The sequence below is a fragment of the Salinicoccus sp. HZC-1 genome (genome assembly GCF_046736035.1).
In the GTDB taxonomy this organism is placed as follows: Bacteria; Bacillota; Bacilli; order Staphylococcales; family Salinicoccaceae; genus Salinicoccus.
On the sequence record NZ_CP177130.1, the window covers coordinates 2,493,621 to 2,508,652 of the forward strand.

The 15,032-nt window shown below is 42.6% G+C and carries 14 protein-coding genes; 3 read left to right on the top strand and 11 right to left on the bottom strand.

Features of this window, described 5'->3' with window-relative positions; genetic code table 11:
• Positions 1-9: 9 nt before the first annotated feature.
• Genes ACKRAT_RS12950 through ACKRAT_RS12970 form a run of 5 tightly spaced genes read right to left on the bottom strand, consistent with a single transcriptional unit; the run spans position 10 to position 4,756 of the window.
• Entirely contained in the window at positions 10-1,023 is a 1,014-nt protein-coding gene (locus tag ACKRAT_RS12950) for a PTS glucitol/sorbitol transporter subunit IIB (RefSeq protein ID WP_411842794.1), read from the bottom strand.
• A gap of 10 nt (positions 1,024-1,033) precedes the next feature.
• On the bottom strand, positions 1,034-1,585 hold the full coding sequence (locus ACKRAT_RS12955) for a PTS glucitol/sorbitol transporter subunit IIC (protein WP_411842795.1): 552 nt from the start codon (positions 1,583-1,585) through the stop codon (positions 1,034-1,036).
• On the bottom strand, positions 1,569-2,042 hold the full coding sequence (locus ACKRAT_RS12960; protein ID WP_411842796.1) for a transcriptional regulator GutM: 474 nt from the start codon (positions 2,040-2,042) through the stop codon (positions 1,569-1,571). The genes ACKRAT_RS12955 and ACKRAT_RS12960 overlap by 17 nt, the downstream gene beginning before the upstream one ends.
• Positions 2,043-2,044: 2 nt before the next feature.
• Positions 2,045-3,925 carry a BglG family transcription antiterminator gene (locus tag ACKRAT_RS12965; protein WP_411842797.1) on the bottom strand — a complete coding sequence of 627 codons (1,881 nt, stop codon included), beginning with the start codon at positions 3,923-3,925 and terminating at the stop codon, positions 2,045-2,047.
• Positions 3,926-3,961: 36 nt separating this feature from the next.
• On the bottom strand, positions 3,962-4,756 hold the full coding sequence (locus tag ACKRAT_RS12970; protein WP_411842798.1) for an SDR family oxidoreductase: 795 nt from the start codon (positions 4,754-4,756) through the stop codon (positions 3,962-3,964).
• 228 nt (positions 4,757-4,984) lie between these two features.
• Between ACKRAT_RS12970 and glnA the strand changes: the two genes are divergently transcribed.
• Positions 4,985-6,319 carry a type I glutamate--ammonia ligase gene (glnA, locus tag ACKRAT_RS12975; protein ID WP_411842799.1) on the top strand — a complete coding sequence of 445 codons (1,335 nt, stop codon included), beginning with the start codon at positions 4,985-4,987 and terminating at the stop codon, positions 6,317-6,319.
• Positions 6,320-6,384: 65 nt separating this feature from the next.
• Here the strand turns inward: glnA and ACKRAT_RS12980 are convergent, their stop codons facing one another.
• The 3 genes from ACKRAT_RS12980 to ACKRAT_RS12990 all read right to left on the bottom strand — a co-directional run bounded on the left by ACKRAT_RS12980 (position 6,385) and on the right by ACKRAT_RS12990 (position 8,462).
• A complete protein-coding gene (locus ACKRAT_RS12980; RefSeq protein WP_411842800.1) occupies positions 6,385-6,819 on the bottom strand; it encodes a VOC family protein in 435 nt (144 codons plus the stop codon).
• Positions 6,820-6,887: 68 nt separating this feature from the next.
• Positions 6,888-8,093, bottom strand: a complete 1,206-nt coding sequence (locus ACKRAT_RS12985) for an acyl-CoA dehydrogenase (RefSeq protein ID WP_411842801.1) — start codon at positions 8,091-8,093, stop codon at positions 6,888-6,890.
• Positions 8,094-8,327: 234 nt separating this feature from the next.
• Positions 8,328-8,462 carry a tautomerase family protein gene (locus ACKRAT_RS12990; protein ID WP_411842802.1) on the bottom strand — a complete coding sequence of 45 codons (135 nt, stop codon included), beginning with the start codon at positions 8,460-8,462 and terminating at the stop codon, positions 8,328-8,330.
• A gap of 238 nt (positions 8,463-8,700) precedes the next feature.
• Here ACKRAT_RS12990 and ACKRAT_RS12995 point away from each other — a divergent pair, with 238 nt between their 5' ends.
• Positions 8,701-9,888 (top strand): hypothetical protein, encoded by a 1,188-nt coding sequence (locus tag ACKRAT_RS12995; RefSeq protein ID WP_411842803.1) that lies wholly within the window; start codon positions 8,701-8,703, stop codon positions 9,886-9,888.
• Between the two features lie 211 nt (positions 9,889-10,099).
• Positions 10,100-11,215 (top strand): M24 family metallopeptidase, encoded by a 1,116-nt coding sequence (locus tag ACKRAT_RS13000; protein WP_411842804.1) that lies wholly within the window; start codon positions 10,100-10,102, stop codon positions 11,213-11,215.
• 8 nt (positions 11,216-11,223) lie between these two features.
• Here the strand turns inward: ACKRAT_RS13000 and ACKRAT_RS13005 are convergent, their stop codons facing one another.
• The 3 genes from ACKRAT_RS13005 to xylB form a co-directional block, all read right to left on the bottom strand.
• Complete coding sequence (locus ACKRAT_RS13005) at positions 11,224-11,880, bottom strand: haloacid dehalogenase type II (RefSeq protein WP_411842805.1); 657 nt, start codon at positions 11,878-11,880, stop codon at positions 11,224-11,226.
• Between the two features lie 191 nt (positions 11,881-12,071).
• Positions 12,072-13,520 carry a D-xylose transporter XylE gene (gene xylE / locus ACKRAT_RS13010; RefSeq protein ID WP_411844464.1) on the bottom strand — a complete coding sequence of 483 codons (1,449 nt, stop codon included), beginning with the start codon at positions 13,518-13,520 and terminating at the stop codon, positions 12,072-12,074.
• Positions 13,521-13,540: 20 nt separating this feature from the next.
• Positions 13,541-15,031 (bottom strand): xylulokinase, encoded by a 1,491-nt coding sequence (xylB, locus tag ACKRAT_RS13015; RefSeq protein ID WP_411842806.1) that lies wholly within the window; start codon positions 15,029-15,031, stop codon positions 13,541-13,543.
• Between the last annotated feature and the right edge of the window lies 1 nt (position 15,032).

Sequence of the window (15,032 nt, forward strand, 5' to 3'; positions counted from 1 at the left end):
CTCCTTATATTATTCGTATAAGCCAAAGCTGGCCAGCCAGGCTACAAATACTCTCGGCGCCCCATTCAGGAATCTTGAATAAAGTACAGATGGTACTCCCACTTCTATAGTTTTTGTTTCCGCTTCTGCCAGACCCAAACCTACTGGAATGAAGTCAGCAGCGTTTTGTGTATTGATTGCAAATAGTGCCGGTAATGCCAGGTTTGGCGGGATGTTTCCTTTACCAATTTCAACACCAATTAATGTTCCAAGAACTTGTCCAATTACTCCACCAGGACCAAGCAGCGGACTAAGGAATGGTAAAGAACAAACAAAACCAATTATAATCAATCCCCAGATGTTACCAGCTAACGGTGACATTACATTGGCAAATGCATCGCCGACTCCAGAACCTTGAATGATACCGATTAATAATGCAACGAATCCCATGAATGGAATTACTGTGTGAAGCATCGTTTGTACAGCATCTCTGGCAGCTTGATAGAATGTATTGATTACTTTGCCTGCACCCAATCCAATTTTAGTCAAAAGACTTTTGTTTGATTGTTCTGCACGTGTTTCCATAATCTTTTTGTCTTTGGAATATACAGATTCAGATTCTACTGGTTCATTCTGTACATCTTCTTCAACTACTGTGCTTTGATTGTCAGCACCTTCTCCGGCTTCACTGACTTGGTTGACATCGACATTTGAAACATAAATATCTTCTGTAATATATTGGCGCAATGGACCGCTTTGTCCAGTTGCCATTATATTTATTGTAGGAAGCCCTTTTTTAGGATAAATACCACAGCGAAGAGTTCCTCCACAATCTATAACAGCGGCCATGATTTCATCTTCTGGCACCGAAGTTTCAAAACCGTTTACTGGAGTAGCACCAGTAATTTCACAAATTTTATCCACTATGTCCGGTTTATGACCCCCAGTCACATACATTAACTTATCCTTCTTGCCTTCTACGCCTATAACAAGTGGTCCCCCGAAACCACCGGAACCTTTTATGATTTTTGCTTTTTTACTCATGTTATTCACCTCAGCTCTCCAATTTCACTTCTTTGCTTAATTTAACGCCTTGCTGTTTTTCGACATAACTTGTAGTTAAGTCTGTTACCCAACCACCGATGAAGTTCATAACCAATCCGACTAATAGATATCTGATAGCCAGATCTGTCATCGGTAGACCTAATTGCTGAATACCACTCGCAATCCCTAGGAATATAAATAGTTCTGCAGGGTTGATGTGCGGGAAAATACCATTACTTGTATGTGCAAACTGTGCAGCTGATGCGAAATAACTCGGTTTATACTTTTCCGGCATGAACCTGCCTAAAGAGTGAACCATCGGATTTGCCAGCATAAATGAACCCAAGAACGGCAAAACCATATATCTTAGAAGTGGATTGCTTGCTGACTTCTGCGCAATTGTATTAATTCGGTTCTCACCGATCAGCTGAATAATTGTATTCATGGCAATGAGCAACATTAGAACCAACGGTACTATTGTAGCCATCCATTCCATGAAGACATCTGCACCAGTTTGGAATAGATTTATAAATCCTTCCGCTAAATTAACTAGTATATCCATTCTTTTTTCCTCCTTTATTCGTGAACATACGATTCACTCTATTGACTGCCTGCATCATTGGGGAGGGTATCTTCTCTACTTCCCCACCGCTTTGAACGATATTAAATGTTCTTTTAGCATCTAAAATTGCGTTTCTCAATAATCTGTTGTGTTTAGTTAAATCATCATTCTCCAGCTTGTCGACTCTTTTTCCTTCGAGGCCGCTTAAAGTTTTGATTTTGCTGAAAACTGTAACGCCTTGCATATATCTTGCTTCTTCAACCCTATTTTTATTATCAATTTGCAATAGAACTAAAGTACCTGATTGAAGAATTGTTGGCTTTCTGCCAATAACTACTTTGCCTTTACTTCTCAGATCAGTGTAGTTTTTTGTGAAATGTTTAATTTGGATCATTCCTAAGAAATATTGCACTCCAAATCCAATAGCTAATATAATAATCAGCATGATTATAAACATGATTACTTCCTCATTTCTTGATTTAAAATATGTGCCAGTTCTTTAAATCCAGTTTTTCCGCTAATTGTATTCATCAAATAATCGTTGGCAGCCAATGATAAAATTTCTTCGTAGAGACGAATCAATACTGCTTCGTTTACATTCATTTCTGGTATAGCCATGAGTATGATTATTTTGAGGTTTTCGTAATCAGCCAAAGAATCATCAAGAACTGCTATTTTTATATTAATTTTCTCAAGTGAATGAACAGCATGCGGAAATCCCAATCTATTATTAATTGTCGGCTTATCTTTCTCTTTTGAGAGGATGCGTTCTACAAATTCTGAATCCACTTCATTTTCCTTAACTAATTCACTTGAAAGCTCTTTAACAATATCGAAATATCCATTCTTGCCATAAAAATGATAAATATCTTCTTCTGATAAATAATCAAAGAGAATACTTTGATTGAACAATTTGATATTATTTACGTCTTTATAAATAAGGAACTGTTCTATTTTGAGTTTTAATAATTGCCTGTCTAGAACATCTTCAATATAAATCACTTTATTGAACAATCTATTCGTCTGAGTTGTTGATAATATCAAATCATGAGCATTTATTATTTCTTCGTCTACTTCCTCCAAATTAAAAACTGATATTTCAACATCATCATTAAGAATTTGCTGCAAATTCATTTTTATAATTTTTGATGTACTTAAACCTTGGTTTGTAATTATAGCCACTGAATTGATATCTCTCATTTTCTGTTCAAGCTCATCCAGGAAAATACTAAAGTAGATCGATAAGAAATCCAGTTCGTTAATCGGCACCTGTATATCTATTTCCTTTTCAATATTTTCCGCCAGTACTTTTGAAAGCTCGTATGCAAAAGGAAAACGTTGTTGAACATCACCTACAGATTCATTACTCACTTTGACATCGAATAATAACCGATCAATCAGATATTTCAAGTGAAGACGTATGTCTTTACTAAAAAGATCTTCATTTATCTTTATAGTGAAGGAGTCATTAATGTCGTCAATTGTATTATCAATTACACTTTGTATGAGTGAGTCATCATCTTTATCGATAATCTCATCAATGATCGATGCTCTTCTGCCAAGCAATTGTAATACAATCAGTAATATTTCATATCGGGGATTAATCACTTCGAATTCTTTTTTAATATATAAAATGAAGTCCTCAAAATGCTGGTAATCTTTTGATTGAAATACCTGATTATCCACATTCAGATCTTCATCAATATAATAGCCTCTTTTCAAGCGATCTATAGTCACCTTTAGAGAAGTTTCCAACCTTCCATAAGTATCAGAATCTAATTTATATTGCTTTTTAATCCCGGTAAGATATTCAGAAAAATAATGAGGTAAGGAGATGGCTTTATAGTGATTAGAGAAGTTTTCCACGAGAATTTTACGAATCTTGAATTCACTGCCCTTAACAACCAGACCAACGTTCGGTTTGCCCTTAATTTCAACATTATATTTTTCAACAATACTTTTAATTTCATTTAGTATATTATGGACCATGCTCTTACTCAGATATAATTCTTCTGAAATATCATCAATTGTGTTTACAGCATTCTTTATCAAAATTTGAAAAATATCTGTTGTTCTTTTCTCTGTTTCCTCGTTATGTTCATTAACTTTCTTACGAAGAAGTTCCACATCATGTATAAAGCTTTTCTTATTAAACACTGTCATCGCATAATAACCATGTTTCTTAGTTATATGAAACGCACCTTCAAATGAGTCATTAATTTGACCTACATAATTTGCTAAAGTTCGTTCAGAAATATTCACATTATGAGATAATTCTTGGATGGATATATTTTTTAGAAGGAGTACATCTATTATTTTTAAATGATTTTTATTTAACACAGAAGCACCCTCCTTTATTCGAAATTCAACTATAAGTTATCCTCTTGATTTACCACCAGAGATATTTATAGTCGTGCCTGTAATATAGCTTGATTTATTAGAAGCAAGATAACAAACCAAGTCAGCAACTTCTGTTAATTCTCCAACTCTACCAATTGGAATCGACTTGGAGTAGTCACTGTTCAAACCTTCAACAGTCGTATTTCTAGAGTAAGCCAATGCCTCTTCATAGGCAGGAGTTCTTAAACCTGTTTCTTCCAATATCCCAGGTGCAATGGCCACTACTCTTATATTGTGTTCGCCCAGTTCTTTCGCCCAACTTCTTGTAAAACCTATTAAAGCAGCTTTAGTCGCAGAATAAATACTCTGTCCTTGAGAACCTTCCTGACCTGCTTCACTTGAAACATTAATAATAACACCATGCTGTTGCTTAACAAATTGTCTGGAAACCTCTCTGCTGAATAATACAGGTCCCTTTAAGTTGACCGAGAACATCAAATCCAGATCTTTCATGTTAATTTCATACTCTGGCTTTTCACCTTTAACATCAACCAAAACTCTTGGAAGATTAATCCCGGCATTATTAATGAGTACATCTATTCTATTCTGTTCATTCACTATTTTTTCCACAGATTTTTTAACATTCTCTTCATGAGTCACGTCTGTTTCTAAATAATGATAGCCTTTATCATCAATTGGGTTATCTTTCATGTCAGCATTATAAACTATCGCTCCATTTTCCAGTAAAGATTCAACGATTTTTCTGCCAATACCTGAACTACCACCTGTAATCACAACAACTTTTTCATCAATGTCCAGCCAATTCCCCATCTATAATTACCTCCTGATACAGTCCAATATTTTTTGTCTAATTCAATTATAGTTAAAAGCGTTTACATAATTAATTTGTAGTTTTGTGCACATTAATGAAAAAGGATAATTAATTAAAAAATTATGTTTATTCTCTCTGAAACAGGTTAATGGGTATATAAGTATTTGTGCGTTTTGATATTTTCAAAGCGTCACAATACCTTTAATAATATAGGGGCGTGTATAGATATGGATGAGTATACAAGGGAAGACATTATCAGAATTGCTGAAGCAGAGAATGTGAGGTATGTCAGATTACAGTTTACGGATATTCTGGGAACGATTAAAAATGTAGAAATCCCAACCACTCAACTGGGCAAAGCGCTGGACGGGGAAATGATGTTCGACGGGTCCTCCATCGAAGGATTTGTCCGGGTGGAAGAATCTGATATGTTCCTTAAACCTGATTTCAACACATGGAGAATTTTCCCTTGGTCAGATGATAATGCAAAATCTGCAAGATTAATCTGTGATGTCTATGATATTAATGGAGAACCATTTGACGGAGACCCGAGATCGAACTTGAAAAGAGTCATCAAAGAAATGGAAGAAATGGACTATACTTCATTTAATTTAGGGCCTGAACCTGAATTCTTCCTGTTCAAACTGGATAAAGAAGGCAACCCGACGACTGAAATGAACGACGAAGGCGGCTACTTCGATCTGGCACCGATCGATTCCAGTGAAGATGCCCGCAGGGAAATCGCAAGAACACTTGAAGAGATTGGATTCGAAGTGGAAATGTCACACCATGAGGCGGGACCGAGCCAGCACGAAATCAGCTTCAAATACGCCGATGCCGTCACGGCATGCGACAATATCCAGACATTTAAGCTGGTCGCCAAAACAATCGCCAGAAAACACAATCTGCATGCAACATTCATGCCGAAGCCGCTTTACGGCATCGCAGGCAACGGCATGCACTTTAACGTCTCTCTGTTCAAAGAAGGCGGCAATGTCTTTTATGATGAAAATGACGAATTCGGTCTGAGCGGCGATATGCGGCATTTCATGGCCGGCATTCTGGAGCATGCCAGAGGATTCACTGCTGTATGCAACCCGCTCGTCAATTCTTATAAAAGGCTGCAGTCCGGATTCGAAGCACCGAAATATATCGCATGGAGCGGCAGAAACCGTACCCCACTGCTCAGAATCCCTTCCGCCAGAGGCGCGGCAACGCGCGCTGAAGTGCGGTCCCTCGACCCGTCGGCCAATCCGTACCTTGCGACAGCAGCAGTCTTAAAAGCCGGACTCGATGGTATCAAACAGGAGATTGAACTGGACACGCCGGTAAACCAGAACATTTTTAAAATGAGCAAGAAAGAAAGAGAAATCGAAAATGTGGAAGACCTGCCGACTACATTGTATACGGCGCTGAAAGCACTGAAGGAAGATGACGTCATCCAGGAAGCGCTGGGTGAGCACATCTACAAACAGTTCTATAAGAACAAAAGTGTCGAATGGAACATGTACAGCTCTCAAATCTCTCAATGGGAAATTGATGAGTACCTGAAGAACTATTAACATAGAGGAACCTCCTGATGTCCAAGCTGGGATTTCAGGGGGTTCTTTGCGCTCTATTCATTATTTTAAATTCCTCTATTTCTCTTTCGCCGATTCCTGTACCATACCGACATCCAGTCTTCCCAGCCGCCGATTGCGTCCGTCTTTAAAATTTCTGCCAGAATATCTCCGGCGGTTTCTTCCATCCGTTTCAATCCTTTCGATTCCATGCCTGAATACATGTTTACGTGTATCTTATGTTTTAAATAGAACACTCCCGGCAAAGCAGAGACTAGAAAACAGTATTTTCTGTCCTGCTTTGCCGGGAGTATTTCAAAAGACTTCAATGTATTATGATAATGGTCTTCATAAGCGCGCATGTATACGGATTTGCCTTTGCGTTCAATTTCGGACATTCCAAGGATTTCTGTGAAGAATTCAACGGATTCCTCAAGTTTCGGGCTGTAGATCTCGAGGTGTGCAAGCTGGCCGACATCAAATAATGGTTCTTCTCTTTTCATTTCTTTTTCCCCCAATTGTTTATATGATTTATTTTATATTTGCTTGATTATCGCTGAATCAATTATGCCTACCCCATCGGGTGGCCGTCGAAGCCAAGGCGCGCCTTGCCGTATCCGACCATTGCATCTTCATAGAGATGCGTCGGGTGCGCCGCCACTGCGATCAGATCGCGGACGAATCTCTCGGAGTGACCGTCCCTGTATATGGCATTCCCGCCGAGATTGACGATGATGCGGGTCGCAAGCTGGGCGGAATGTTTCGACACATATCCACGCATGGCGAACAGCTCTTCACGCTCTTCTTCTTCAAGCACTCTGATGCCGTTGTCGCGGTAGTACTGCATCTTCTCCAGGCACTTTTCACCGACGTTGTTCAAAGCGTTGTATTCCATCGTGATTTCCCCGAGTGTACGCTGGCCGCTGCTGCCGTCTTTCTCATTCTTCTTGTTGTTGTAGATTCTTACACGGCTCTTCGTTTTTTTAGTATAGTCATCGACGAGGCGTTTCAGGCCGCCGAGCGCAATCTGTGAAAAGCCTGACAGGAAGTATGCAAGGTAAGGGACGTTGAAGATGGTGTACTCCTCTTCATAATTGCCGTCCGGTGCCGTTGCGCCTTCAACCACTCTTTTGATCGGGAATACATAATGCGGCGGTACATAGGCCTTATCCAGCTTGACTGCATTACTGCCTGTCCCTCTGAGTCCGAGCGTATCCCAGTTCTTGATGATTTCAGCATTATCTTTATGGACGATGAACAGGCTCAGTTCAGGTTCTTCGGCCTCTCTCATCTTATGGATGGCACCGAGTGCAATCCAGTCGCACCAGAGGACGCCGCTGCAGAAGTTCCATGTGCCGCTGACGATATAGCCTTCACCGTCATCCGCATCTTCCACTTCTCCCACAGGGGCAAAGACTTCGGCTATCAGCTCACCGCGGCCATACAGATCATCCCGTCCTTTTTTAGGCAGGAATGCCGGCCATGTTTCATGGATAATCGCGAAATATGTGATCCAGGCAGCAGGGACACTATGGTACGCTACAGTGCGGATGATTTCCCCGAATGTTTCAAAATCCACTTCCTGGCCGCCGTATGATTTGGGACGCATCAAGTACTGAAAGCCGCCCTCTTTCATCTTTTCTATGACGATGTCACTCAACTGTCCGTTTTCATCGGATTCCAATGAGTGTTTTTCTGCGAGTTCTCCCAGTTCCTTTGCTCTGCGTATCAGTTCCTCACGTTCTAAAGGTTTCTGAAGTACATTAGTTTCTTTCATAACTTACAATTCCACTTCTCATCTGTAAGCGCTATCAAATAACTTGGAATGTTTTGATAGGTTATGGCTATAGTATATTCAGCCACGGACAACTTTGATACCTACTAATTATATGAAAATTCTCTTTTTTTTAGATGATATATACTAAATCGCTTTCAAAAATAACAAAAAAACCGCCTGGAACTCTTGTCCCAGACCATTTCTAACAAAAATCGCCTATCCATATGATAAATACTATTTCCCTGAATTTTCAGCGCTTACACCACCGATTCCCCGATGCAGCTTCGGCACTTCAGTCACAATGACCCTTACATTTTCTTTCGGAGCCTCCATCGCGCGGCTCACTGGCTCCGTCACTTCATGAATCATTTTATCAGTCTTATTAGTGTCTTTCTATATTATTGAAGAGTTTATTGTTTGATATCAGTAAATCCACTATAATGACGGAGAAAAAATTGAAACCGATTAAACTGATAATTTGTTTCTCTTATGCATACTCATTGCAGATACGGGGCATATAAATAAAGATACGGATTGATATGGTTTTTCCAAAAAGTGATTGAATCCCGATCATTCCGGAACCAGCAACAGAAGGGAGCCTATATTTATGGCTGTGAAAAACGTGGCACTCATTACAGCACCGGGTCTCGCGAAACGGCTTGGCGATGATCTGGCGGAGGAACTGCCGGATCTTCTCAGCTATTACATCAGTGAAGAGTATGAATGGGATGTGGAACTTTATGAAGATGCCCTGGCCGGCGGGACGAACAATTCCAAGGAAGTGTTGGAATCTGCACTCAAAAGAAAAGATAACGCAGGATGGGATTATGCGATCGCCCTGACAGACCTGCCGCTCTTCGAGGAAGAAAAGCCAATTGTCGCCGAAGTGTTCAAAGACAGGGATGTCGCTCTCATCAGTTTTCCGGGCTTCGGTGCCGTGCCGATGCACAAAAGGGTACGGGAAGCCATTCTGCAGCTGATGAATGAAATTCATTTTGGCAGTTCGGATGCAGACCGGGAGGAAGCGCAACAGCGTATCCGCTCTAAGGACAACCGATATGATGATCTGAAGAATAAAAAATCCACGACACTCGTCGGTAAAAGAATGATGGAGATTGTCTCTCCGATGAAGCGGGAGACACCTGGAGAGAGCGATCCTGATATCGTTGTGCGCTTCACCTTGAAGTCACGCATTACCGGGCTCATGCGCGTCGTCTCCGGCATGGTCTATGCCAACCGGCCATGGGAGATGTTTGCCGCTTTCGGGAAGATCCTCGTCATCGCATTCACAACAGGCGCCTATGCCTTTGTATTCGGAACATTATGGCAGCTTAATACAACATACAGTATCGGACGGGCGGTTCTGATGACCGTCTTTTCAATTCTTGCCCTTACCCTGTGGATTATTTTCGGTCATGGACTATGGGAGAAGAAAAGTGAGCAGAGTACCAGATTTATCAGGAATCTGTATAATGCGACCACGTTTTTCACATTGCTTCTGAGTGTCATCATGTATTATGTCATCCTGTTCACTATGTTCTTGATCTGGACACTCTTCCTCCAGCCACCTGCCCAGATCGAGAGTTTCACTTCCGAATCTGTCGGTCTAATGACCTACCTGTATACGTCCTGGATAGGCGCGAGCATCTCCACAATCATTGGTGCACTCGGTTCTTACTTCGAGGACAAAGAAGTCGTGCTCAACAGTACCTACGGCTACCGCCAACAGCAGCGCCATGAAAGGATAGAAAAATTGAGGGAGCAGGAAGAAGAGGAGGAAAATTATAAATCCTGATTCCATCTTTCTTAATCAAGTGTCTCACAACATCAAACAGCACCATCCCGGAAAGTAACGGAACGGTGCTGTTTTTTACTGCATTTCAAATTCATCTACAATGGCCCAGGAACTGTTATCTGGCCGCCCAATGTAGATTCGCGCTTCTTCCGGCATTGAATTTTCATGCATGTAATATACTATGGATATATATAAGTACAGGAGGTATATCATGACACAGATCTATGAACAGAGAATGCAGACACTTCGCACCCAGCTCACAACATCCAGTATCGACACGGCACTGATTGTCGATCCGACGAACATCTATTACCTTACCGGCTTCTACGCCGAGCCGCACGAGCGTTTCATGGCGCTGGTACTGGACGTTAAAGATCACAACACTCTTCTTTTCATTCCCGCGTTGGATGAAACGGCGGCAAAGGCGTCCGCCCATGTCGGGACGATCCATCCTATATCCGATGAGGATGACCCTTTCGACATCCTCAATGACAATCTGCCTCAAGGTATTGGAATGATGGGAATAGAAATGGACCACCTCAGCGTCGCGCGCTACCATAACCTGCGACGTATAATGCCCACCACCCAATATGAAGATGTACGCCCGCTCATCGACCAGCAACGCATCATCAAAACATCTGATGAGATCGATCAGCTGAAGGATGCCGTGAATATCATTGAACAAGTCCTCGAAGAAGGCACTGCCGGAATTCACCAAGGCATGACGGAGAGCGGCCTGGTTGCAGAACTCGAGTATCTGATGAAGAAACATGGTGCCCTCGGCCCCTCATTTTCCACGATGGTGCTCTCAGGCGCAAAATCCGCACTGCCCCACGGCATACCCGGAGACAAGGTGCTCCGGGAAGAGGACTTCCTGCTCATCGATTTCGGTGTCATCACGAAGGAACGGTACTGCTCGGATATTACACGCACATTCATCATCGGCCGGGCTTCAGAGAAGCAGAAGGAAATCTACGATATAGTCAAAGCATCGACCCGGGCTGGCGTGGATGCTGTCGAAGCCGGCGCCCCATTGAAAAACTTCGATATCGCCGCACGCAAAGTCATCGAAGACCATGGTTACGGGCAGTACTTCAACAATCGCATCGGCCACGGTCTGGGCATGGAGGTCCATGAGGCGCCGTCCATCCATATGGAAAATGAAGCAATTGCACAAAAAGGCATGGTGTTCACCATCGAACCCGGAATCTATATTCCCGGATACGGCGGTGTACGCATTGAAGAAGAAGTCCATATAGATGAAAATGGAAAAGTGGAATTACTGACATCCTTCCCGAGAGATTTGAAAGTTCTGGAGCTGAAATAAAAGACGCCTCACACCCATTCGAGTATGCCGTTCAGGTCGGTATATGCTCGCTCCGGCTGGATATCCAACGTCTCCGGCTGCACACCGTTCCTGTTGATCCACGCCGTATGGAACCCGAAGCTTGCTGCGCCCATGATATCCCATGTATTCGATGACATGAAGAGGACCTCTTCACGTTCTACCCGCAGTCTGTTCAATGCATGGGCATAGGCTGCGGCAGACGGTTTATACTGCTTGATTTCATCTGCACTGACGACCATATTTATATGATTGTTTATCTTCGAACCGCTGACAAGCGGTTCTATCATATTCTTGGAGCCATTTGAAAACACGACACGCTTTTTATTCGAGAGTTTCCGGAGCACAGCTTCCACCTCATCGAACAGTCCGAGCTTCAGATAGGCATCCATCAGTGCATCTTCGCTTTCTTTTGTGGAATTGGCTCCTTCCGACTTGCAGGCATAATGCAGGGCATCCTTTGTCACTTCATCAAAGGGTCTGTAGCGCCCCATCATCTGTCTTTGGAAACAGTATTCCAGCTGTTTCTTCCGCCATGTCATGCTGATTGCTTCCCCCTTCTCCGGGAAAATCGATTCACATGCTTCCTTTACTGAATGGACGTCGTATAAAGTACCGTATGCATCAAATACCAGCGCTTTGATCATAATAAAACCCCTTTCTTTAATCATGTTGGTTTACAGCTACCCTGTACATCCGGATGAAAACGCAGAAGCATCCTGGATATAGGAAAGAAAGTGGAAAATAAAACAGGAACCAGGCGACTGTCCCGGCCAAGTTACAACCCGGTATATCGCTCAGTTCCTGTTTCGTTATTGCTTTTTCATCAGTCCCATAATCAGCTCATTTTGCTTTCCGCCGTTAATGAAACATCGTGTTTTTTATCTGAAACATCCTCTTTAACCCAGATCTCTTCCAGTTCCTCAAGTGTCTTCCCTTTTGTTTCAGGAACGAATTTCCAAACGAAGATTCCGGATAGCACACACATCAATGCATAGAACCCATATGTCATGGAACTGCTGATTTCCATCATGAATGGATAGAATGATGTGATTGTGAAGTTTGCCAGCCACTGTACTGCAACTGCGATCGCCATTGCGCCGCCTCTGATCCTGTTCGGGAATATTTCTGATAATATCACCCAGGCGATCGGCCCCCAGCTCATCATGAATGACGCGGTATAGATGACGATAAATACGAGTGTGGATATGCCGATTATATTGAATCCTGCCAGCATGCTCACTCCTGTCATCCCGATAGCCATGCCAATCGAACCGATGATGAGTAATGGCTTCCTTCCGAATTTATCTACATAGACGATCGCAATCAATGTAAATATTACGTTTACCAGACCCATGACAACCGTCTGCACCATTGACGCATCTGTGCCTGCTCCAAGATCTGCAAATATCCTCGGCGCATAATAAAGGGCCACGTTGATGCCGATGAATTGCTGGAAAAAGGATATCATTATGCCGACAATGACGACAGTCTTGCCGAATGCGAATAATGGCGCCTTTTTCTTTGCACCATCATTCTCGCGGGTTGCAACGATATCCGCCAAAACTTTTTTGGAATGATCGACAGAATGATAGATTTTATTAAGCACCGATAATGCTTTTTCGTCTTTATTATTAAGTGCCAGGTATCTTGGCGTTTCCGGTACCGTGAACAGCAATAGGAAGAATATGATAGAAGGCACTGCTTCTGTTGCAAACATATAGCGCCAGCCCATATTTTCAATCCATGCCGCCGACTCTCCGAAAGCGATTCCATAATTGACGAAATAAACCACAAGCATACCGAATATGATTGCAAATTGGTTCCATGAAACCATTCTGCCCCGTATGCCGGATGGCGCCATCTCACTTATGAACATTGGCGTCACCGCTGATGCCAGACCGACGCCGATACCGCCGACTATGCGATATATGTTGAACATTATAAGTAAACCTAAACCGGATTCTCCCACATCAAAAAACAGGACTTCCGGATATGCCGAAAGCAGAGCTGAAATGGCCAGTAACACTGCAGCCAGCTGCAAGGATTTTTTCCTTCCAAGCGCACCTGCAAGCTTACCTGACAGCAGCCCCCCGATTACACAGCCGATCAATGCACTCGATACAGTCACCCCGTGTATGAAAGAGTTGTAATCCGCTGTGATATATTTCTGCAGGGATTGTTCAGCTCCGGATATGACAGCCGTGTCATACCCGAAAAGCAATCCACCCAGTGTTGCGATTAACGTCATTGTGATAATGAATTTTATATTGTAATGCTGTGCCATCACATGACACCCCCAGTGTCCTATTTAAATTCCAATAACTCGTTCGTAAGCTCCTGTGTATTCTCATAAACCTTTTTATACAATCCAAATAATCTATTGTATCTTTCTGCATTTCCGCTTATCGGTTTGAATGTCTCTCCGTATTCAATCCACGCTTCGGAAACTTCGGAGAAATCGTCGAACCATTTCTCACCCATGGCCGCAATCATCGCTGCCCCGTATGCGGGCCCCTGTTCTTCGGTTCTTGTAATCACTTCCGCATCAAATACATCCGCCTGAATCTGCAGCCACTGCCTGTTTTTCGCTCCGCCGCCGATGGAGACTACCCGGCTGATGCCTTTTCCATTTTTCCGCATGATTTCGATGCTCTCATTCAGTGAAAAACTGATGCCTTCGATGACCGCCCGCTTCATATCAGCAGTATTGGTATTCGCATCAAGCCCTATAAAACTGCCCCTTAAATCCGCATCGTTATACGGTGTTCTTTCACCAAGCAGGAATGGCGTATAAAGTAATCCATTGGCGCCCGGCGGAGAAGACTTCGCCTCTTCCATGAAATCACTGAAGTCTTGGTCATCATTCAGTAATTTTTTCAGCCATTCCAAACTGTATCCGGCGGATAGAGTGACGCCCATCACGTAATTTTGATTGGGGACACAGTGATTGAAATAATGGACGGATCCATCATTTTTATAATCATCCTGTTCTTCGGATGACAGGACGACTCCGGAAGTTCCGATACTTACAAGCTGCTTTGATGAATCCGTAATACCGGCCCCTAGAGCGCCACACGCATTATCCGCTCCGCCCTGGTATACCGCAATCTCATGGTCTGCAATTTCCGGTCCGAATATCTCTTTTGAAATAAAACCGGCTTTTCCATGAGACGGAATCACTTCCGGACAGATTTCTTTATTCATACCGAGCTGATTTAGAAGTGGGGTGGACCATTCTCCCGCTTTCACATCGAACATCGCCGTACCGGCTGCATCCGACGGCTCAGTATGGACATTGCCGGTCAGCTTATAGATGACGTAGTCTTTCGGGAGCATGAATTTATGAATTTTTTCGAAGTTATCGGGCTCATTCTTTTTGACCCACATTAATTTTGACAGTGTGAACCCTTCCAGGACTGTGTTCTGAACTTGTTTTAGAAGTGTTTCCTGCCCGACCTCTTTTATGATCTCCTTACATTCTTCGGACGTTCTCGTATCATTCCAGAGAATCGCCGGCCGGATCACTTCGCCCGCTTTGTCAGTCAGGACCAGCCCATGCATCTGTCCGGAAAAGCTGACACCGGTGATATCTTTTCCATATTCACCGGATAAAAGTGTCTTCAGACTTTGAACGGTCGCTTCATACCATTTTTCCGGATGCATTTCACTGTATCCGGTTTTAATATGGAAGGTTTCATATTTAACGTGATCTTCTTTAACCACTTCACCGTTTTCATTGACCACAATACTTTTTAATCCACTTGTACCCAGGTCAATTCCGATTACATATTTCAAT